The 21,415-nt window shown below is 73.2% G+C and carries 15 protein-coding genes and 2 tRNA genes; 15 read left to right on the forward strand and 2 right to left on the reverse strand.

What is annotated here, in order from left to right; all coding sequences use genetic code 11:
- The first annotated feature begins 300 nt into the window (after window positions 1–300).
- The 7 genes from HCN08_RS24645 (at window position 301) to HCN08_RS24675 (ending at window position 9,987) form a co-directional block, all read left to right on the forward strand.
- Window positions 301–1,998: a type 2 periplasmic-binding domain-containing protein gene (locus HCN08_RS24645; RefSeq protein ID WP_167985417.1), complete on the forward strand. Its 1,698-nt coding sequence runs from the start codon at window positions 301–303 to the stop codon at window positions 1,996–1,998.
- Window positions 1,999–2,009: 11 nt separating this feature from the next.
- The gene (locus tag HCN08_RS24650) at window positions 2,010–3,068 is read left to right on the forward strand and encodes an ABC transporter permease (protein WP_167985418.1); all 1,059 of its coding nucleotides are present in this window, start codon (window positions 2,010–2,012) and stop codon (window positions 3,066–3,068) included.
- Window positions 3,065–4,015: a carbohydrate ABC transporter permease gene (locus HCN08_RS24655; protein ID WP_167985419.1), complete on the forward strand. Its 951-nt coding sequence runs from the start codon at window positions 3,065–3,067 to the stop codon at window positions 4,013–4,015. Before HCN08_RS24650 ends, HCN08_RS24655 begins: the two co-directional genes overlap by 4 nt.
- Before the next feature lie 183 nt (window positions 4,016–4,198).
- The gene (locus tag HCN08_RS24660) at window positions 4,199–5,209 is read left to right on the forward strand and encodes a LacI family DNA-binding transcriptional regulator (protein WP_167985420.1); all 1,011 of its coding nucleotides are present in this window, start codon (window positions 4,199–4,201) and stop codon (window positions 5,207–5,209) included.
- 105 nt (window positions 5,210–5,314) lie between these two features.
- Window positions 5,315–7,366 (forward strand): glycoside hydrolase family 31 protein, encoded by a 2,052-nt coding sequence (locus HCN08_RS24665; RefSeq protein WP_167985421.1) that lies wholly within the window; start codon window positions 5,315–5,317, stop codon window positions 7,364–7,366.
- Entirely contained in the window at window positions 7,363–9,471 is a 2,109-nt protein-coding gene (locus HCN08_RS24670; protein ID WP_322974658.1) for a beta-galactosidase, read from the forward strand. Before HCN08_RS24665 ends, HCN08_RS24670 begins: the two co-directional genes overlap by 4 nt.
- Before the next feature lie 93 nt (window positions 9,472–9,564).
- Window positions 9,565–9,987, forward strand: coding sequence for an ester cyclase (locus HCN08_RS24675; protein ID WP_322974659.1), 423 nt, complete (start codon window positions 9,565–9,567; stop codon window positions 9,985–9,987).
- A 240-nt stretch (window positions 9,988–10,227) separates the two neighbouring features.
- On the opposite strand, the gene HCN08_RS24680 is transcribed toward HCN08_RS24675, so the two are convergent.
- Window positions 10,228–11,322 (reverse strand): hypothetical protein, encoded by a 1,095-nt coding sequence (locus tag HCN08_RS24680; RefSeq protein ID WP_167985422.1) that lies wholly within the window; start codon window positions 11,320–11,322, stop codon window positions 10,228–10,230.
- Between the two features lie 433 nt (window positions 11,323–11,755).
- Here HCN08_RS24680 and HCN08_RS24685 point away from each other — a divergent pair, with 433 nt between their 5' ends.
- From HCN08_RS24685 to HCN08_RS24700, 4 genes are read left to right on the forward strand one after another with little or no spacing between them, the layout of a single operon-like run.
- Window positions 11,756–12,889 carry a helix-turn-helix transcriptional regulator gene (locus HCN08_RS24685; RefSeq protein WP_167985423.1) on the forward strand — a complete coding sequence of 378 codons (1,134 nt, stop codon included), beginning with the start codon at window positions 11,756–11,758 and terminating at the stop codon, window positions 12,887–12,889.
- Between the two features lie 58 nt (window positions 12,890–12,947).
- Complete coding sequence (locus HCN08_RS24690; protein ID WP_167985424.1) at window positions 12,948–13,613, forward strand: DUF433 domain-containing protein; 666 nt, start codon at window positions 12,948–12,950, stop codon at window positions 13,611–13,613.
- Window positions 13,603–13,989 carry a PIN-like domain-containing protein gene (locus tag HCN08_RS24695; protein ID WP_167985425.1) on the forward strand — a complete coding sequence of 129 codons (387 nt, stop codon included), beginning with the start codon at window positions 13,603–13,605 and terminating at the stop codon, window positions 13,987–13,989. Before HCN08_RS24690 ends, HCN08_RS24695 begins: the two co-directional genes overlap by 11 nt.
- 57 nt (window positions 13,990–14,046) lie before the next feature.
- Window positions 14,047–14,919, forward strand: a complete 873-nt coding sequence (locus tag HCN08_RS24700) for an LLM class flavin-dependent oxidoreductase (protein ID WP_167985426.1) — start codon at window positions 14,047–14,049, stop codon at window positions 14,917–14,919.
- Between the two features lie 102 nt (window positions 14,920–15,021).
- Here the strand turns inward: HCN08_RS24700 and HCN08_RS24705 are convergent, their stop codons facing one another.
- A complete protein-coding gene (locus tag HCN08_RS24705) occupies window positions 15,022–15,945 on the reverse strand; it encodes a helix-turn-helix transcriptional regulator (RefSeq protein WP_167985427.1) in 924 nt (307 codons plus the stop codon).
- A gap of 270 nt (window positions 15,946–16,215) precedes the next feature.
- Between HCN08_RS24705 and HCN08_RS24710 the strand changes: the two genes are divergently transcribed.
- The 4 genes from HCN08_RS24710 to hrpA all read left to right on the forward strand — a co-directional run bounded on the left by HCN08_RS24710 (window position 16,216) and on the right by hrpA (window position 21,372).
- Window positions 16,216–16,848 carry a YbhB/YbcL family Raf kinase inhibitor-like protein gene (locus HCN08_RS24710; protein WP_167985428.1) on the forward strand — a complete coding sequence of 211 codons (633 nt, stop codon included), beginning with the start codon at window positions 16,216–16,218 and terminating at the stop codon, window positions 16,846–16,848.
- A gap of 252 nt (window positions 16,849–17,100) precedes the next feature.
- Window positions 17,101–17,175: transfer RNA gene (locus tag HCN08_RS24715), tRNA-Asp, on the forward strand.
- 4 nt (window positions 17,176–17,179) lie between these two features.
- Window positions 17,180–17,253, forward strand: a tRNA-Phe gene (locus HCN08_RS24720).
- A gap of 147 nt (window positions 17,254–17,400) precedes the next feature.
- Complete coding sequence (hrpA, locus tag HCN08_RS24725; RefSeq protein WP_167985429.1) at window positions 17,401–21,372, forward strand: ATP-dependent RNA helicase HrpA; 3,972 nt, start codon at window positions 17,401–17,403, stop codon at window positions 21,370–21,372.
- Window positions 21,373–21,415: the final 43 nt, after the last annotated feature.

The raw sequence follows: 21,415 nt of genomic DNA on the forward strand, positions 1-21,415 counted from the left end.
GGACCCGTGTCAACCATGCGGCCGGCGGAGATCGTTGAGTCGGCCGGGCCCCGCCACCTGCCCCAACTCCCGCCCGCGAGCAGGGATGATGCCGCCACCAGCGCCAACTCCCGTCGCGCCGAAAACTTTCCGCACGACCACTTGTCGAACCCCAGGCCCGTCGTTACTCTCGCCGCAACGTCGAAGCGCTTCGATTGCGATGCGGACGGCATCCCCCCGTCGCTGCGACGCCCAGGACTTCTCCCACCTGCCTTGCACGACGCTCGTCACGGAACCTCCCAGGCGAAGGGCCGCCCCACCATGAGCATCGAGTTGAACCGCAGATCCCTCGTGAACGGCGCGGTCGCCGTCGCCGGAGCCACCGCGCTGTCCCCGCTGCTGGCCGCGTGCGGCGGTGGCGGCAGCGGCAGCAGCACCCGGCGCAAGGGCGGCACGAACACCAAGAAGGGCGCCGCCGCCGCGCTCCCGGCGTACGTCCCGAGCACCGCCGTGCAGGCCGACATCCCCTCGACGACCGGCGCGGCCGGCGCGGTCACCGACCCGGGCTTCCTGAAGTACCCGGCGAGCCCCGTGAAGTCGGTCCAGGGCACCCCCGGCGCGGGCGGCTCGTACACCACCCTCACCCCGCTGTGGGGCACGATCCCGGCGGCGGGCAACCCCTTCTACAAGGCCGTGAACAAGGCGCTGGGCGCCACGCTCACCATGAAGCCGGCCAACGGCGTCACGTACGACACGACCATCACCACGCTGACCGCCGCCCGCAAGCTGCCCGACTGGGTGCAACTGCCCGGCTGGTGGAACGCCACCTTCAAGGTCGGCGAGCTGTGCGGCACCCAACTCGCCGACCTCACGCCGTATCTGGCCGGCGACAAGGCCAAGAAGTACCCCAACCTCGCCGCCCTGCCGAGCGGCGCGTGGGCGGCCGGCATGTGGCAGGACAAGCTCTACGGCATACCGAGCTTCGCCACCGGCTTCGGCCTGCCGGGCCAGTATTTCTACCGGGGCGACGTCTTCGCCGCGAAGGGCATCGACGCCGGCGACGTGAAGTCCTGCGACGACCTGCTCGCCCTCGGCAAGGAACTCACCGACGCCAAGGGCAACGTGTGGGCCTTCGACGACCTGTGGCCGTACATCTTCCAGGTCTTCGACTTCGCGGAGAAGTTCGCCGTCACCGACGGCAAGCTGGTGCACAAGTACGAGCAGCCGGAGTTCATCGAGGCGCTCAACTGGTGCTACAAGGTGGCCAAGTCCGGTTACGTGCACCCCGACGCGCTCGCCGGCAACAACAACGACGCCAAGACCCGCTTCTACGCCGGCAAGGTGCTCGTCACCGCGGACGGCACCGGCGCCTGGAACGGCGCCGACGCGCAGGCCGGCATCGCGGCCGACAAGAACTACCGGCGGGCCTCCTTCACGCCCTTCTCCGCCGACGGCAGCAAGCCGCCGCGCCTTTTCCTCAGCGCCTCCGCGGGCGAGTTCAGCTACCTCAACGCCCGGCTCAAGCCCGAGCAGATCGAGGAGTGCCTGCGCATCGCCGACTACCTGGCCGCGCCCTACGGCACCGCCGAGTACGCGCTGATCAACTTCGGCGTCGAGGGCGTCGACTACACGCTCGGCGCGAGCGGCCCGACGCCCACCAAGTCGGGCCTGGCCAACGTGCAGGCGCAGACCTTCCCCTTCCTCGCCACGCCCGTCAACGTCATCAGCAACCCCGACTTCCCCGACGTCACCAAGGACCGCTGCGCCTGGAACACCGCCGCGGCGGCGTACGCGTACAAGCCGGTCTTCTGGAACATGAACATCACCGTGCCGCAGCGCTACGCCACCGCGGACGCCGGGCAGGCCGTCGAGGACACCGTCAAGGACGTCTACCACGGCATCAAGCCGGTCTCCGCCTTCCAGGACGCGCTGAGCACCTGGAAGGGCAGCGGCGGCGGTGACGCGCTGGTGGCGTGGTACCAGGCGAACGTGCTGGACAAGCTCGGCACGGGCCAGTAAGGGGTACGACGATGGCGTCGACCGTCGCAGAACAGGGCGAGGAAGAGCAGGGCGAGGACCAGGAGCGCGTCGGCGGACCGCGGCGGCCGGCACGGGTCGGGCGGCGGGCACGGGTCGGGCGGCGGGCGCGGGCCGGGTCGGCGGCCGGCCGCGGCGGGAACCGGCTCACCTGGCGGATCCGGTTGCGCCGCGACAAGTCGCTGATCCTCATGACGCTGCCCGCGATCGGCCTGCTGCTGGTCTTCAACTACCTGCCGATGGTCGGCACCGTCACCGCCTTCCAGTTCTACGACCCGCTGGACGGCATCCGCGGCAGCGAGTGGGCGGGCTTCGCCAACTTCCGCCAGCTGTTCGGCGATCCGCTGTTCTGGCACGCGATGGAGAACACCCTCTACATCAGCGCCGTGCAGCTCCTGCTCTTCTTCCCGATCCCGATCCTGCTCGCGCTGCTGCTCAACTCGGTCCTCAACTCCCGTGTCCGGTCGGTCATCCAGGCCATCACCTTCCTGCCGCACTTCTACTCGTGGGTGCTGGTGGTGACCCTCTTCCAGCAGATGCTCGGCGGCGCGGGACTGCTCAACCACTTCCTGCGCGAGCACCAGTTGGGCACCTGGGACGTGATGACCGACCCGCACACCTTCGCGCTGCTGGTCACCTCGCAGGTGGTGTGGAAGGACGCGGGCTGGGGCATCATCGTCTTCCTCGCCGCGCTGTCGGCCATCGACCAGAATCTGTACGAGGCCGCCGCGTCGGACGGCGCGGGCCGCTGGCGGCGCATGTGGCACATCACGCTGCCCGGCATGCGCAGCGTCATCGTGCTGATGCTCGTGCTGCGGCTCGGCAACACGCTGTCGGTCGGCTTCGAGCAACTGCTCATCCAGCGCTACGCGGTGGGCCACGACGCGGCCGACGTGCTCGACACCTTCTCGTACTACTACGGCATCGGGACCCAGAACTACAGCTACGGCGCCGCCGCCGGCATCTTCAAGAGCGTGATCTCGCTGCTGCTGATCTGGGGCGCCAACAAGCTGGCCCACCGCTTCGGCGAGGACGGACTGTACCGGAAATGACCACTCTCACCGCACCCCCCGCGCGCGTGGCCGGCCGTCCGCGCCACCCGGACCGCCCCACGTGGGAGGAACCGCCGACCGTCGCCGGCCAGGGCGCCAAGGGCCTGACGCTGGGCGCCGTGGTGGTGCTCATCCTGCTGCCGCTCTACTGCGTGGTGCTCACCAGCTTCTCCACGCCCGGCGCGATCAACCGGGCCGGCGGCCTGGTCATCGTGCCCGACGGCCTGACCCTGGACGCGTACACCACGATGCTGCGCGACGAGACCGTACGGCGGGCGCTGCTGGTCACGTCCGGCATCACGCTCGTGGGCACGGCGGTCTCGATGGCGGTGTCGGTGCTGTGCGCGTACGGGCTGTCGCGCGCCCGGTCGCTCGGCCACCGGTTCCTGCTGCTGGTGCTGGTCGTGACGATGTTCGTCAACGGCGGCCTGATCCCGACCTTCCTGGTGGTCAACGGGCTGGGCGGCTTCGGGAAATACTGGGCGCTGATCCTGCCGAGCGCGGTGAGCGTCTTCAACATCCTTGTGCTGCGCAGTTTCTACTCCGGCACGGCGAGCGAGCTCATCGACGCCGCCCGGATGGACGGCGCCAACGAGTGGCGCATCCTGTGGTCGGTGGTGCTGCCGACCTCGCGGGCGGTGACCGCGGTCATCTCCCTTTTCTACGCGGTCGGTTACTGGAACACCTTCTTCAACGCGATGCTCTACCTGCCGGCCGACAGCCAGAAGTGGCCGCTGCAGATGGTGCTCTACGAGTACGTGAACCGGGGGATGAACATGCCGGGCCAGGTGAACAGCGGTTACGGCGTCGCGGGCCATTCGCAGACGGCGCCGCTGTCGCTCCAGATGGCCGTCGTCGTCCTCACGCTGCTGCCGGTGACCGTCGTCTTCCCGTTCATGCAGAAGCACTTCGCGAAGGGGATGCTCACCGGCGCGATCAAGGGCTGAGCCGCCCTCCCCCAGACAGGGCCGGTCCCGCGCGCCCATCCCCCGCTGCGTGACGGGACCGGCCCCACGGCGACACCATGACCGGGCAGCGGCACACGCCCGGCACCCGCCCGGCATCCGAGCGGCACTCGACGCGGCAGCACACGCGGTACACGAGCGGCACGACACGAAGGGTCCACCAGCATGGTGACTTTGGCCGAGGTGGCCAAGCACGCGGGCGTCTCCGCGAGCACCGTCAGCTACGTCCTCAGCGGCAAGCGCTCCATCTCCACCCCCACCAGGGAGCGGGTCGAGCAGGCGATCAGCGAGCTGGGCTACCACCCCAACGCCGGCGCCCGCGCGCTCGCCGGGAAGCGCTCGCACATCATCGCGCTGGTCGTGCCGCTGCGCACCGACGTCTATGTGCCGATCATGATGGAGATCGCGATCTCCGTGACGGTCGCGGCCCGCAGCTTCGGCTACGACGTGCTGCTCATCACCAACGACGAGGGCCCCGAGGGCCTGCGCCGGGTCGCCGCGAGCGGCCTGGCCGACGGGGTGATCCTGATGGACGTCGAACTCGACGACGCCCGCATCCCGGTGCTGCGCGAGACCGGCACGCACGCCGCCCTCATCGGGCTGCCCGCCGACACCACCGGACTGGCCTGCGTGGACCACGACTTCGCCGGCGCGGGCGCGCTGTGCGCCGAGCACCTGGCCGACCTCGGCCACCAGGACATCGCCTTCATCGGCTACGCGCCGGCCGTCTACCAGCGGCACGCCGGATACGCCGAGCGCACCCTCAGCGGCTTCCGCGAACGGGCCGCCGAGCGGGGCCTGCGGGTGCTGCACCGGCCGTGCGAGGGCAGTTACGAGAGCACCGCGGGCGCGCTGTCCCGCATCCTCGCCGACCGCCCCGACACGACGGGCTTCGTGGTGCAGAACGAGGGCGCGATCGGCCCGCTGCTGAGCCTGCTGCGCACCAGCGGCCGGGTGGTGCCCGAGGACGCCTCCGTCGTGGCGCTGTGCCCGGACCCGCTCGCCGAGCAGTATTCGCCGCGGCTCACCGCGGTGACCGGGCCGGCCAACGAACTGGGGCGGCAGGCGGTCGCGTTGGTCATGAACCGGCTGGAGGGCGAGCCCACGGCGGAGGTCAGCCTGCTCACGCCGGTGCTCACGCCCCGGGAGAGCAGCGGGCCGGCGCCGGCGCGCTGAACCCGCCCCCCGCCGGCAGGGCCGACGCCGGTGGCGCTGACCCCCGCCCGCCCCGCACACCTTTCCGCCCCTACGTCAACGCCCAAGCACACCGGGAGCTTTCGCATGCCCACCTTCTTCCGCGACCTCGGCCACGCCCTGGAGTGGCGTGCCAAGGGCGAGACCCTGCGCGTCGAGGCGTGGGGGCAGGACTCGGTCCGGGTCCGGGCCGTGCCCGGCGGGGAGTTGCTCGACGACCTGCCGGGTGCGCTGCTGCCCGGCGGCCCGCCGCCGTCGCCGGACCCGGTGGCGGTGAGCGTGGCCGAGCACAGCGCGACGCTCGTCAACGGCGCCCTGACCGTACGCATCGACGCCGGCACGGACGGCCGGCTCACCCCGTATCTCCCGGCGGACGCCGGCCGGTTGACCTTCCTGCGCACCGCGGACGGCGCCGAGCTGCTCGCCGAGGAGCCGCACCACTTCTGGTGGCCGGGCCCCAGGCTCACCACCGCGACCGGCAACGGCTACCACCGCATCGAGCAGCGCTTCCGCGGCCACGACGGCGAGCGCTTCTACGGCCTGGGCCAGCACACCCACGGCCTGCTCGACCAGAAGGGCGCCGTCATCGACCTCGTGCAGCGCAACGCCGAGGTGACCGTCCCCTTCCTGGTCTCCAGCCGCGGCTACGGCTTCCTGTGGAATTCCCCGGCGATCGGCCGGGTCGAACTCGCCGCGACCGGTACGCGCTGGGTCGCCGACAGCGCCCGGCAGACCGACTACTGGGTCACCGCGGGCCAACCCGCGTCCGTCCTGGCCCGATACGCCGACGCCACCGGGCACGCGCCCGAACTCCCCTCCTGGGCCTCGGGGTTCTGGCAATGCAAGCTGCGCTACCGCACGCAGGACGAACTCCTCGCCGTCGCACGCGAGTACAAGCGGCGCGGGCTGCCGCTGTCCGTCATCGTGTGCGACTTCTTCCACTGGACGCACCTGGGCGACTGGCGCTTTGACCCCGCCCAGTGGCCCGACCCGGCCGCGATGACCGCCGAACTCGCCGAGATGGGCGTGCGGTTGATGGTGTCGGTATGGCCTTCGGTGAGCCCGGCGAGCGAGAACTACCACCCGATGGGCGACCACGGCCTGCTCGTCGGCACCGAGTACGGCCCCGTCGCGCACGCCGACTGGCCCGACAAGGGCCTCGGCGCGTACTCGGCGCAGGTCGCCTTCTACGACGCCACGAACGCGGAGGCGCGCGGCTACGTGTGGGAGCGGCTGCGCGACAACTACCTGGCGCACGGCGTCTCGACCTTCTGGCTCGACGCGTGCGAACCGGAGCTCAAGCCCGGCTACCCGGCGAACCTGCGCTACCACGCCGGGCCGGGCCTTGAGGTCGGCAACCTCTACCCGCGGGAGAACGCCCGCATGGTGTGGGAGGGCCTGCGGTCCTGCGGGGTGACGGACGTGGTCTCGCTCAACCGCTCCTCGTGGGCCGGCGCGCAGCGCTACGGCGCCGCGCTGTGGTCCGGCGACATCGCCACGACGTATCCCTCGCTGCGGGCGCAGATCGCCGCGGGCCTCAACGTCATGATGTCCGGCATCCCGTGGTGGACCACCGACATCGGCGGCTTCCACGGCGGCGACCCCGCCGACCCCGCGTACCGCGAGCTGCTCGTGCGGTGGTTCCAGTACGGCGCCTTCTGCCCGCTGTTCCGGCTGCACGGCTTCCGCGGCGAGGAGCAGGTGCTGGAGCCCGGCATGACCGGCCTGGACAACGAGGTGTGGTCGTACGGCGAGGAGGCGTACGGCATCCTGCGGACGTATCTGCTGCTGCGGGAGCGGCTGCGCCCTTACGTGGACGCGCAGATGCGGACCGCGGCGCGGACCGGACTGCCGCCGATGCGCCCGCTGTTCGTGGACTTCCCCGCGGACGAGCGCAGTTGGGGTGTGGCGGACGCCTTCATGTGCGGGCCGTCGCTGCTCGTCGCGCCGGTGACGCGGGCGGGGGCGCGGGAGCGCGAGGTGTGGCTGCCGGGCGGGGCGCGGTGGCAGGACGCGTGGACCGGCGAGGAGTACGCGGGCGGGGCGGTGGTGCGGGTGGCGGCGCCGCTGGAGCGGATACCGCTCTTCCTGCGGGACGGGGCGGAACTGCCCATCGCCGAGGGGGAGTCGGCGCCGTGAGCGGCGGGGCGGAGAGCGTGGTGGGCGACGCGGGGCGCGACCGGGCAGGGGACGCGGCGGACGGCCGGGCAGTGGGCCCGGGCGGTGGCGGCGCGGCGGACGTGGTGCGGCGGCTCGGCGGGCGGCTGGCGTTCGGCGGCGACTACAACCCCGAGCAGTGGGACGAGTCCGTGTGGAAGGAGGACGACCTGCTCATGCGCTGGGCGCACGTCAACCTCGCCACGGTCGGCGTCTTCTCCTGGGCGCTGCTCGAACCCGAGGAGGGCGCCTACGACTTCGGGTGGCTGGACGCGCATCTGGAGCGGCTGCACGCCAACGGCGTCGCCGTGGACCTGGCCACGCCCACCGCCTCGCCCCCGCCGTGGTTCACCCTCGCGCACCCCGACGCGATGCCCGTCACCGCCGAGGGCGTCCGCCTCAGCCACGGCAGCCGCGACACGTACTGCCTGGCCGCGCCCGCCTACCGGCAGGCGTGCGTGCGGATCGCCTCGGCGCTCGCCGAACGCTACGGCGAGCACCCGGCGGTCGCGATGTGGCACGTCCACAACGAGTACGCCACCGTCTGCCACTGCGACCACGCTGCCGCCGCCTTCCGGGTGTGGCTGCGCGCCCGGCACGGCACGCTCGACGCGCTCAACGACGCCTGGGGCACGGCCTTTTGGAGCCAGCGGTACGGTTCCTGGGAGCAGGTGCTGCCGCCGCGCGCCACGCAATGGCACCGCAATCCCGGACTCGCCCTGGACTACCGGCGGTTCTGGTCCGACCTGGCGCTGGGCGCGTACCGCGAGCAGCGCGACGCGATCCGTGCGCGCACGACGGCGGACCGGCCCGTCACCACCAACCTGATGCTGCCCGGCTACCAGGTGCTGGACCTGTGGGCGTTCGGGCGCGAGGTGGACGTCGTCGGCATCGACCACTACCCGGCCGAGCCCGGCCCCGGGGCCGCCGCCGACATCGCCTTCGGCGCGGACCGGGCCCGTTCCTTCGGCGGCGGCAAGCCGTGGCTGCTGGTCGAGCAGGGCGCCAACACCGTCTACACCGCGGACCGTACGCTGCCCAAGGAGCCCGGCGACATCCTGCGCCACACGCTCGCGCACATCGCGCGCGGCTCGGAGGGCGCGATGTTCTTCCAGTGGCGGCAGTCCAGGGCCGGCGCCGAGATCTGGCACTCCGCGATGGTGCCGCACGCCGGGCCCGACTCCCGGGTCTTCCGTGAAGTCACCGACACCGGCGCGGCGTTGACCCGGCTCGCCGAGGTCGCCGGCTCGGTCGTACGGGCCCGGGCCGCGGTGCTGCACGACGCGGACTGCTGGTGGGCGCTGGACGGCCAGGGCCTGCCCGCGGCGTCCCTCGACTACCCCGCGGCGCTGCGCCGCGCGCACCGCGCGCTGTGGGACGCGGGCATCACGGCGGACTTCGCCCACCCCGCGGACCCCGGGCTGGACCGCTACCAACTCCTCATCGCCCCGGCGCTGTTCCTGCTCTCCGACGCCGCCGCGCGGGCCCTGCGGGCGTACGTCCACGCGGGCGGCACGCTGCTGGTCCAGCATTTCGCCGGCGTCGTCGACGAGCGGCACCACGCCCGGCTCGGCGGCTACCCCGCGGAGCCGCTGCGCCGCGCGCTCGGCGTACGCGTCGAGGAGTACCGCCCGCTCCCCGCGGGCGCGACGCTCCCCCTCAGCGACGGCTCCACGGCGAGCGAATGGAGCGAGCTGCTGCGCCTGGCCTCCCCCGCCGAGGCCGTCACCACCTACGCCGAGGGCCCCCTCACCGGCCACCCCGCCCTGACCCGCTGCCCCCACGGCGCCGGCACGGCCTGGTACGCCGCCACCCGCCTCGACGACACCGCCTACGCCGCCCTCCTCGCCCGCCTCCTCACCGACTCCGCCGTCCACCCCGAAGTCCCCCTCCCCCCGGGCGTCGAGGCCATCCGCCGCCACTCCCCGACCGACCCCACCCTGAGCTGGCTCTTCCTCCTCAACCACACCCCCACCCCCACGACCGCCCCCACCCCCGGCCACGACCTCCTCACCACCCGCGACATCCCCCCAGCGGGCCTCACCCTCCCCCCGGGCGGCGCGGCGGTCCTGCGCCAACGCGCCTGACGCCACCCCGGGGCCGGCAGAGGCACCTTGCCGATCTTGTCGATAAGCTTGCCCCGGACGGACGTTCGAGCACATGGGGGTGCGATCACCGTGGTGGACGACAACAAGAAAGTGGTCACGGGCTTCTTCGCGGCGTCGAGCGAGCGCCGGCTGGAGGACCTGCCGCGGTTCATGGCGCACGACGTCGTGGACCACAACAAGATCATCCACGGTGAACCCGACGAACCCGGCGCCGCGTTCGAGGGACTGCGCCAGCAGCTCGCCGCGTTCGACCCGCTCACGGTCCAGGTGGACGAACTGATCGCGGAGGGCGACCGGGTGGTCGCCCGCGTCACCCAGCGCGGCGTCCACACCGGCAGCCACCCGCGCATGCCCGAGCCGACCGGGCGGAGCTTCGAGGTCGAGGCGATCTGGATCTTCACCCTGGCCGACGGGAAGATCACCTCGATCCGCGCGGTCAGCGACCGCCTCGGCCTGTTCCTCCAGCTCGGCTGGCCCTGGCCGCAGGCCGACTAGGGGGTGTCCGGCACATAGCGTCGTCCCGCCCGTCAGAGCGGGGGCCGGCGGGGCTGGGTGCGTGCGAGGGCAAGGCGGAGGGAGGAGAGCGCTCGGGGCGCCTCCCGCCGAAGGCAGGGGGAGGGCTGCGCCGACGACCGACAACGCAGCTGGGGCACCCCCACGCGCCGCCGTGGGGGAATGCGTGCCCAGCCCCGCCAGGCAGACGGGACTTGCCAGACACCCCCCGGCGCGCTCGCGTCACGCGTTCCAGGCCAGCAGCGACTGCACCGCCGGCTGCGGCAGGTTCGCCTCCTGCCCCACCGCCAGGAACGCGCCCTGGAGCGCCGGGGGTTGGACGCCGGGGCCGAACAGCTGCTGCGCCGCGGACAGGGCGATGCTCATCGCCGGGGCGACGCCGCCGCCGGAGGCGAGGGCGCCGATGGCACCCGAGGCGCGGAGGAACTGCGCCAGGAGCGCGCGGTTTTCGGCGCGGGCCGCCTCGTAGGGGTTGTAGCGCACGACGTGGGCCGCGGCCTCGGTGATGACGTCCATCGGGAGGAACAGGTGCCGGCCGATGCCGGCGACGGCCAGTTGGAGGGCGCGGTAGTGGTGGGTCATCGCGGCGGCCTCGGAGTGGTATTCGTCCCGCGCCACACGCGCGAAGTGGTCGCCGCCGGTGCGCGTCATGCCCAACCGCACCAGCAGCGGTCCGATCTGCCGCACCGCCTCGTCCGCGCCGACGGCGTTCGCGTACGCGTGGAAGGCGTACGTGGCCACCGCGTCCCGCGCGCCCGGCTCCAACTCCGGTACGACGATGGCCTGGTGGGACTGCGGCAGCGGCGTCGCCGCGAGCCGGCCGCGTACCTGCGGGGTGAGGTCGAGGGCGTCCAGGACCCGCCAACGCAGGGCGTCGTTGTAGGCGTTGACCGTGCCCTCGGCGAGCGCCGCGAGGTTCACCACCTGCCACACCAGCAGGGCCACCGCCTCGCGCCGCCGCTTGTCGTCGTGCCGCACCTTGGCCTTGGCCAGGCCCGCGCCCACCACCCCGGCGAGCGTCGACGCGAGCTCGACGAGTTCCGCCTCCTCGGCGCGGCGGCGGGCCGAGGCGCCGAACGTACGCTGCCAGAAGGTGCGGCCGTTCTCGTTGACGCGGTGCGCGAGCGCGCCGCCGGCCGCCGCGCCCGCCGCGGAGGCGCCGTCCACCATCCGCTGCGCCTTGCGCTGCGCCTCGGGCGCGTGGTCGAGCATGCGCCGCGCCTCGCCGAACAGGGTCGCGCCACGGGTGCTCGGCAGGTAGCTCTCCAGGCGCGTCAGGCCCTGGCCCATCGTCCGCGCGACCTCGGTCGTCGCCATCACACTCCCCCTCACCGCCGCGCCATGCCCGCTGCCCGCGCCGGCGGCGGTCGGCACGGTGGGGCTCTTCGCGGGGTGGAGGGGCCGGTGCGACCAACCGCGGCGGGGCGGTCCCGGGGCTCACCCCCCGGGCGGCGTCCGGGCCGGGCCGCGAGGTTCCCTCGACCTCGCCGCGACCGTGCCTGGACCTCGCCCCGGTCGTGCCGGGAGCACGCCCCGGTCGTGCCGTGACCTCGCCCGGCCCGGGCGGGGCCGCGCCCGGACCTCCCCCCGGTCACGCGTGCCGCTCCCGCCCTTCCCCCCGGCCGGACGCCGGCCCCTCCCCCATCCCCCCTGACACGGACCTCGTTCCCCGGGGTCCTGCTCCCACGATAAGGACCCGGATCCTCCGCAACCCATCCCAGATTCCTGGGAAGTTGCCTACCCTCGACCCATGGCAGGACCGCGGGGCGGCCCCCGCACGCCCCAGCTCCAGGAACCCGCGCAACCCCCGCAACCCCCGCAGCCCCTCGGCGCCCTCAGGGCCGCGAGCACGCAGCTGCTGCGCCAAGTGCCGGCCGACGTGTGGTGCGCGGTGATGCTCGACCCGGCGACGCTGCTCGACACCGGCGGGCTGCACGAGCACGGCTTCCCGCCCGAGCTGATGCCGCGGCTCTTCGAGATCGAGCACGGCACCCAGGAGGGCACCGAGCACATCCGCGCGCTCGCCGCCCGCCCCGGCACGGTCAGCCTGCTCAGCCGGTCGGCCGCGCCCGGCACGAGCCACCGCCAGGGGCCCTACCACCGCGACGTCCTGGCGCCCGCCGGCCTCGACGACGAGTTACGCGTCACCCTCAAGGCCGACGGCCACACCTGGGGCTTGCTCGTCCTGTGCCGGGCCGCCGGCTCGCGCCCCTTCGGCGCCGACGACCTGCGCCGCGCCGAAGCCCTCGCCGCCCCCGCGGCCGACGCCCTGCGCCGGGCCCTGCTCCTCAGCGGCGTCGACGCCACCGGTACGCCCGGGGCGCCCGGCCTGGTCGTGACCGCCCCGGACGGCGAGGTCGCCTCCGTCAGCCCCACCGCCGCGTACTGGCTCGACCGCCTGAACGAGGACCACCGCCCCGGCCGCGCCCCCTACCCGTACGCCCTCACCGCGATCCTCCAGCAGGCCCGGCACGCCCCCGCCCCCGGCCCCGTCTCCGCCCGGCTGCGCGCCCGCGGCGGTCGCTGGGTCACCATCAGCGCCTGGCGCCAGGGCCCGCCCGGCGCGGAGCTCTGCTACGCCGCCCTCACCCCCAGCCAGCCCGGCGAGCTCGCCGCGCTCGTCCTCGACGCGTACGGCCTGACCCGCCGGGAACGCGACGTCACCCAGCACGTCCTGCTCGGCCGCTCCGGCAGCGAGATCTCCGCGGCCCTCCACATCACGGAGTACACCGTCCAGGACCACCTCCGCCGCGTCTTCGACAAGCTCGGCGTCCGCAGCCGCCGCGAACTCACCGCGACCCTCTTCCTCCGCCACTACCTCCCCGCCCTCCCCCACCCACCCCTCACCACCGACGGCCGCCTCGTCCCGCCTGATGTCCCCTGAAGCGCCGGGGCGGCGTGGGAAGATCGGAGGGAGCGGCCGACGGCGGGAGGAGGCACGTATGACGGGCGGGATCGACAGGTTCAGCGACGGGCTGCTGACGGTCAGGGAGACTGCGTCGTACCTCCAGGTGCCGCACTCGACGCTGTCGGACTGGCTGGCCCGCAGCGCGGCCGGGGCGCCGCTGGTGCACCAGGTCCGGCCGCTGCGCGCGGACCAGCCGTCCGTGCCGTTCGTCGCCGTCGCGGAGGCGTACGTGCTGCGGTCGCTGCGCACCATGGGGCTGCGGATGAGCCAGATCCGGGAGGCCGCCGAGGCGGTCAGGAAGGCCTTCGACACACCGTACGGCCTGGTCTCGCGGCGGATCGCGACCGACGGCGTCGACATCTTCGTCGAGCACGGGCTCGGGGACCTGCGCCGGGCGCGGGACGGGCAGACGCCCATCCGCGAGGTTGTCGACGACTACCTGCGCTACCTGTCGTGGGACGGCGGCGACGACTTCCCGTCCAGCCTGCGGCTGCGCCAGTACGGCGACGCCGTGCCCGTCGTCATCGACCCCCGCTTCGGCCACGGGCTGCCCGTGGTGTCCGCGAACCGGGTTCCGGTGAAGGCGGTTGTCGACCTGTGGGAGGCGGGCGAGTCCGTCGAGGACATCGCCTACGAGTACGACATGGAGCCCGGCGACGTGGAGGAGCTGTGCCGGGCCGTGGTGCACCTTGCCGCATGAGTTCTTCCTCGACCGGAACCTGGGCCGCAAGGTCGCCGACGAGCTGCGCGCCCTCGGCTGGGCGGTGCACAGGATCGGCGAGGTCTTCCCGGCGGACGCGCAGGACGTCTCGGACCAGGACTGGATCGCCCACGGCCTGGACCAGGGATGGGTGCCGCTGTCGAAGGACGGGCGCATCAAGACCCGCGACCTGGAGATCAGGCCGGTCCGCGAGCGCTCGGCGGTCCTCTTCTACCTCAACAACCAGCAGCTCCGGACCATGGAGATGGTCGAGCGCTTCCACGGGTGCCGGCAGGCCATGCACGAGGCGATCGGCAAAGGCGGGCCGGCCGCGTACGCCGTGGGCGTGGCCGGCCTCCAGCTGACGTGGCCGTGAACGCCCCGCCCGCTCCGGGCCGTTGATCCGGCTCGGCGGGCGGCATAGGTTCGCGGGATGAGGAATGTGCGGGTCGGGGTCATGTACGACCGGGAGTGGGATCCGGCGGGGTTGCGGGGGTTTGCGCGGGAGGTGGAGGGGGCCGGGGTGGACGACCTGTGGGTCGTCGAGGACCTGGGGTGGAACGGGGGGATCTCCGCCGCCGCGGTCGCGCTCGGGGCGACGGAGCGGGTCCGGGTGGGGCTGGGGATCGCGCCGGCGCCGTTGCGGAGTGCGGCGCTGCTGGCGATGGAACTGGCCACGCTGGAGCGGGCGTTCCCCGGGCGGCTGGTCGCCGGGATCGGGCACGGCGTGCGGGAGTGGATGGCCTCGGTCGGGGCCGCGCCGCGCTCGCCGCTGGCGCTGCTGGAGGAGACGGTCCTCGCGGTACGGGGGCTGCTGCGCGGGGAGCAGGTCGCGGTGGACGGGCGCGAGGTGCGGCTGGACGGGCTGCGGCTGGTGCACCCGCCGCAGCAGGTGCCGCCGATCGTCGCCGGCGTCGTGCAGCCGCGCTCGCTGGAGCTGGCCGGGCGGGTCGCGGACGGCACGCTGCTCGCCGAGGGCAACGGCCCCCGCGAGGTGCGGTACGCGCATGAGCTGGCCCGCAAGGGCGGCGCCGGGGATGGCCACGGCATGACGGTCTACGCGATCGCCTGCGTCGGCGACGACGCCGGCGAAGTGGCCCGCGCCACAAGGCCGTTCGTCGAGAGCCAGGCCGAGTGGCTGGGCTGCCCGCCGGACGAGGTCTTCACCGTCGCCGGTACGGCCGCCCGGGCCGCCGACCGTATCGGTGAACTGGCCGCCGCCGGCGCGGACACCGTCGTCCTGCGCTTCTTCGGCCCCGACCCCCTGCGCCAACTCCGCGCGGTCCTGGCCGCCCGCAAGAGCTGAGCGCCGCCGCCCGGCGCGCGCCGCAACGCCCGCAGGCACGGACACCGCCCTCGGCCCAACCTCTAGGCCGCGGCGCGCACTTCACCGCACCCGCCGCAATCCCTACGCCCCGATCGCGTGCACATTGCCCGCCCCCGACAGCCCGCCGCGTTCGGCCGGCAGCCGCCGCAGGGCGCGTTCCGCCGCGGCATCCGCAGGCGTGACCGCCACCAGGTACTGCTCGGAGCCGTCGCACGTCGCCAACACGTCGTAGCCGACGGTCAGTTCGCCGGCGGTCGGATGGCGCAGCCGCTTCGTGCCGTGGGCCCGGGTCCGTACCGTGTGGTCGTCCCACCAGGCGGCGAACTCCGGGCTCAGGGCGTGCAGTTCGGCGACCAGCGCGGTCAGGCGCGGGTCACCGGGATGCCGGGCGTGGTTGGCCCGCAGGTTGCCGACCGTCTCGCGGGCGACCCGCGCCCAGTCCAACTGGGCGGCGCGCAGCGGCGAGTCCGGCGCGAAGATCAGCCACGCGGTGTTCACCGCGTCCCCCGTGCCGAAGTCGTCCCCGAAGAGCGCGAGGGCAGCGGAGTTGCGCGCCAGCACGTCCATCCGGAAGTCCAGGACGTACGCGGGCCACAGCGGCATCCCGTCCAGCAGCATCCGCAGCGACGCGGTGACCGGCGCCGGGGCGTACGCGACCGGCGGCGCCTCACCCCGCGCCACCAGGTACAGGTGCCGGCGCTCGGCGGGCGAGAGCCGCAGCGCGTCGGCCACCGCGTCCAGGACGGCCGTGCCGGGCACGCCCACCCGCCCCTGCTCCAGCCGGATGTACCAGTCGATGCTCACCGCCGCGAGCTGCGCGACCTCCTGCCGCCGCAGCCCGGGCGTCCGCCGCCGCCCCTCGTCGGGCAGCCCCACGTCCGCCGGGCCCAGCCGCCCCCGCATCGCCCGCAGGAACCGCGCCAGCTCCGGCCGCCGCGGCCCACCGCCGCCCGTGGACCGCCGCGAGCCCCCGCCCCCCTCGGGCCGACCCCCGCTCTCCGCCATGCCCCCATGATCCGCAGCCGCCGCCCCCGCAGTCCACCGGGAAACCTGGCACTGCGGATGCCAGGTTCCGCACGGCCTTCCCCGCCCCGCCCCCACCACCGGACGGTGGACCCCATCCACGGACCCCGGCCACGGACCTCGGCCACCGAGCCCAGCACAGACCCCGGCACGGACCCCGGCCCCCGAGCCCGGCACCGCGCCCGGCCCCGTACAAGCCGCCCACCCCGCCCGCGGAGCCCACAGCCCCCGCGCACCCCGGAAGAGGACGCCATGCCCACCACCCGCCGCCCCCACCCCCTGCGCACCACCGCCGCCGTCGTGACCGCCGCCGCAGCCCTCCTCGCGACCGGCGCCGTCACCGCACAGGGCACCACCGCGCACCAGCCCCGCTACGGCCACCAGCAGATCCGCGACGGCATCCCGCAGGGCGCCGCGCACTTCGCCGTCACCAGCCCCGACGTGCGCGACGGCGGCACCTTCCCGGCCGGCACCTGGGCGAACGCCTTCGGGTGCGCCGGCGGCAACCGGCAGGTCCGGCTGTCCTGGCACGGCGCCCCGGCCGGCACCCGCAGCTACGCCGTCACGATGTTCGACCCGGACGCCCCCTCCGGCGCCGGATTCTGGCACTGGGTCACATGGGACATCCCGGCCACCGGCACCGCCCTGAACCCGGCCGCACCGCCCGCCGGCACGGTCACCGGCACCAACGACGCGGGCGCCGAGGGCTACCTCGGCCCGTGCCCGCCCGCCGGGGACATCACCCACCGCTACCGGATCACCGTCTACGCCCTGGACGTCCCGACCCTGGCCCTGCCCGCCGAGACCCCGCCCACGGTCACCGCCTTCACCATGTCCGGCCACATCCTCGGCTACGCCCGCCTCACCGCGTACGCCCGCCGCTGACCCGCGCCCCGCCCCGCGCCCCGGCGGTACGGCGCCGGTACGCGGTACGCGGCACGCGCCCGCGCGGGTTTCGGGAGGCATCCGCAGGTCTGATACGCTGATCCAGCGACAACGGCCTGCCAGGCAGTGCTCGACCGGTGACGGAGGGCAAGCCACCGGGGGCGTCGCGAAAACCCGTGCGGGACCATCGGCTCTGATGTGTCAGACTTGTCCCGCGCACAAGCAGTAAGCGCAACACAAGCAGTACAGCAAGGTCCTGTGGAGCAGTTTGGAGTGCTCGCCACCCTGTCAAGGTGGAGGCCGCGGGTTCAAATCCCGTCAGGACCGCTGCGGCTGGGTAGCTCAGTTGGTACGAGCGACCGCCTGAAAAGCGGTAGGTCGCCGGTTCGACCCCGGCCCCAGCCACCGCACGGTGGAGGCCCCGTTCCCGCAAGGGACGGGGCCTCCACCGTTTTCGGCACCCCCCCCTGGACCCCCGGCCCCCCGCTCCGAAACCTCCCCCGCGAAATGCGTTCGCCCCGCACACACCCCAGGTGGGACGATGGGGCCCGTATGTCTACTTACGCGATCGACGACCTGGCCCGCCGCCTCCCCACCCTCTCGCTGCGCGACGAGCAGCGCCTGGGGCGGCGGCTGGACGGCGCGCGCCGGATCAGGAAACCGGAAGCGCGCGAGGCGGTCTTCGCCGAGATCGGCGCCGAGATCGAGCGCGGGGAGCAGCGTATAGCGGCCCGCGCGGCGAGCGTGCCGGAGATCACGTACCCGCAGGCGCTGCCGGTCAGCCAGAAGAAGGACGAGATCCTCGCGGCGATCCGCGACCACCAGGTGGTGATCGTCGCGGGCGAGACCGGCTCGGGCAAGACGACGCAGATCCCGAAGATCTGCCTGGAGCTCGGCCGCGGGGTGCGCGGCCTGATCGGGCACACGCAGCCGCGCCGTATCGCGGCCCGCACGGTCGCCGAGCGCGTCGCGGAGGAGCTGCGGACGCCGCTGGGCGAGGCGGTCGGCTGGAAGGTCCGCTTCACCGACCAGGTGGGCGACCGGACGCTGGTCAAGCTCATGACGGACGGCATCATGCTCGCGGAGATCCAGACCGACCGCGAGCTGCGCGCGTACGACACGATCATCATCGACGAGGCCCACGAGCGCAGCCTCAACATCGACTTCATCCTCGGCTACCTGGCCCAGCTGCTGCCCCGCCGCCCCGACCTCAAGGTCGTCATCACCTCGGCGACGATCGACCCGGAGCGCTTCTCCCGGCATTTCGGCGGCGCCCCGATCATCGAGGTCAGCGGGCGTACGTATCCGGTCGAGGTGCGCTACCGGCCGCTGCTGGAGGAGGGCGCCGAGGAGGGGGCGGACACCGACCGCGACCAGGTCACCGCGATCTGCGACGCCGTCGACGAGCTCCAGGCCGAGGGGCCGGGCGACATCCTGGTCTTCCTGTCCGGCGAGCGGGAGATCCGCGACACCGCGGACGCGCTGGAGAAGAAGCAGCTGCGGCACACCGAGGTGCTGCCGCTCTACGCGCGCCTGTCGTCGGCCGAGCAGCACCGGGTCTTCCAGCAGCACGCCGGCCGCCGGGTCGTGCTCGCCACCAACGTCGCCGAGACCTCGCTCACCGTCCCCGGCATCCGGTACGTCATCGACCCCGGCACCGCCCGCATCTCCCGCTACAGCCACCGCACGAAGGTGCAGCGGCTGCCGATCGAGCCGATCAGCCAGGCCAGCGCCAACCAGCGCAAGGGCCGCTGCGGCCGTACCTCGGACGGCATCTGCATCCGGCTCTACGACGAGGACGACTTCCTCTCCCGCCCGGAGTTCACCGACGCGGAGATCCTCCGCACCAACCTCGCCTCGGTCATCTTGCAGATGACGGCGGCCGGCCTCGGCGACATCGCCCGCTTCCCCTTCATCGACCCGCCGGACAGCCGCAACATCAAGGACGGCGTGCAGCTGCTGGAGGAGCTGGGCGCGCTGGACGCCGCGCAGAAGGACCCGCGGGCGCGCCTGACGCAGACCGGCCGCAAGCTCGCCCAGCTGCCGGTGGACCCGCGGCTGGCCCGCATGGTGCTGGAGGCGGAGCGCAACGGCTGCGTACGCGAGGTGATGGTGATCGCGGCGGCGCTGTCGATCCAGGACCCGCGCGAGCGCCCCGTGGACAAGCAGCAGCAGGCCGACCAGAGCCATGCGCGCTTCCGCGACGAGGGCAGCGACTTCCTGTCCTTCCTGCACCTGTGGACGTATCTGCGCGGCCGGCAGCGGGACTTGTCGTCCTCCGCCTTCCGCCGGATGTGCCGCGGCGAGTTCCTGAACTACCTGCGCATCCGTGAATGGCAGGACATCTACAGCCAGTTGAAGCAGGTCGCGAAGTCCATGGGCATCGCGGTCGTCGAGCCCAAGGGCGACGAGGACGCGGCCGATCCGGTGCGGGTGCACCAGTCGCTGCTGGCCGGGCTGCTCTCGCACATCGGGCTGAAGGATACCGACAAGAACGAGTATCTGGGGGCCCGCAGCGCGAAGTTCGCGGTCTTCCCGGGCTCGGCGCTGTTCAAGAAGCCGCCGCGCTGGCTGATGTCGGCGGAGCTGGTGGAGACCTCCCGGCTGTGGGCGCGGGTCAACGCGAAGATCGAGCCGGAGTGGGTGGAGCCGCTCGCGCAGCACCTGGTCAAGCGCAGTTACAGCGAGCCGCACTGGGAGAAGGACCAGGCGGCGGTGATGGCGTACGAGAAGGTGACGCTGTACGGCGTACCGCTCGTCGCGCAGCGCAAGGTCAACTACGGGCGGATCGACCCGGAGACGTCGCGCGAGCTGTTCATCCGCAACGCGCTCGTGGAGGGCGACTGGCGCACGCACCACCAGTTCTTCCACGACAACCGCAAGCTGCTCGGCGAGGTCGAGGAGCTCGAACACCGGGCCCGGCGGCGGGACATCCTCGTCGACGACGAGGCGCTGTTCGACTTCTACGACGCGCGCATCCCCGAACACGTGGTGTCCGGGGCGCACTTCGACTCGTGGTGGAAGCAGAAGCGGCGCGAAGAGCCGGAGTTGCTGACCTTCGAGCACTCGATGCTGATCAACGAGAACGCGGAGGCGGTCACCAAGGCCGACTACCCGGACTCCTGGCGGCAGGGCAAGCTCAAGTTCCGCGTCACGTACCAGTTCGAGCCGGGTACGGACGCGGACGGCGTGACGGTGCACATCCCGCTCCAGGTGCTCAACCAGGCGGTGCCGGACGGCTTCGACTGGCAGATCCCGGGCCTGCGCGAGCAGGTCGTCACCGAGCTGATCCGCTCGCTGCCCAAGCCGATCCGCCGGCATTACGTGCCGGCGCCGAACTACGCGAAGGCGTTCCTTGGGGTCCCCCATGGCGAAGCCCAGGGGAGTGCGGTCGCGGGGCCGGACCCGCTGCCGTCCGTCCTGGCGCGGGAGCTCCAGCGGATGGTGGGCGTGCCCGTCACGGCGGAGGACTTCGACCTGGCGAAGGTGCCGGACCATCTGAAGATCACCTTCCGGGTGGTGGACGAGCGGCGCCGTACGGTGGCCGAGGACAAGGACCTCACGGCGCTGAAGCTGCGCCTGAAGCCGAAGACGCGGGAGGCCATCACGCGGGCCTTCGAGCGCTCCTCGGACCCGGCGCTGGCGTCCGTGGAGCAGCGCACGGGCCTGACGGACTGGACGGTCGGCACGCTGCCGCGCACGTTCGAGACGCGGCGGGCCGGGCAGCCGGTCAAGGCGTATCCGGCGCTGGTGGACGAGGGCGCGTCGGTCGCGGTGAAGCTCTTCGACACCGAGCCGGAGCAGGCGGCGGCGATGTGGCGCGGGACGCGCCGGCTGGTCCTGCTCAACGTGCCGGTGAACCCGGCGAAGTTCGTCGCCGACCAGCTGTCCAACCAGCAGAAGCTCGCGTTGTCCCGCACCCCGCACGGCAGCGTCCAGGCGCTGTTCGAGGACTGCGCGACCGCCGCGGCGGACCGGCTCATCGCCGAGCACGGCGGCCCGGCGTGGGACGAGGAGTCCTACCGCAAGCTGTACGACGCGGTCCGGGCGGACCTGGTGGAGCTGACCGTGCGGGCGGTCCGCCAGGTGCAGCAGGTGCTGGCCGCCTGGCACTCGTGCGAGCGCCGGCTGAAGGAGACGAGGTCGCCGGCCCTGCTGGCGAACGTCGCGGACGTCCGCGAGCAGCTGGCTGGCCTGATGCATCCCGGCTTCGTGACCGAGGCGGGCCTCAAGCGCCTCCCCGACGTGCTGCGCTACCTGGTCGCCGTGGACCGCCGCCTCCAGCAGATGCCGACGGGCGTGCAACGCGACGCCACGCGCATGGAGAAGGTCCGCGAGATCCAGTCCGAGTACGCCGAGCTGCTCGCCGCGCAGCCCCCCGGCCGCCCCGTCCCCGCCGCCGTCCGCGACATCCGCTGGATGATCGAGGAGCTCCGCGTCAGCTACTTCGCCCACGCCCTGGGCACGGCGTACCCCGTCTCCGACAAACGCCTCTTCAAGGCCCTCGACACCGCCTGGGCCTGACCCCCCGCACCCCCTCGCGATCGAGTTCGACCGCACCCCCTGA

The organism is Actinacidiphila epipremni, assembly GCF_012034175.1.
Classification (GTDB): domain Bacteria; phylum Actinomycetota; class Actinomycetes; order Streptomycetales; family Streptomycetaceae; genus Actinacidiphila; species Actinacidiphila epipremni.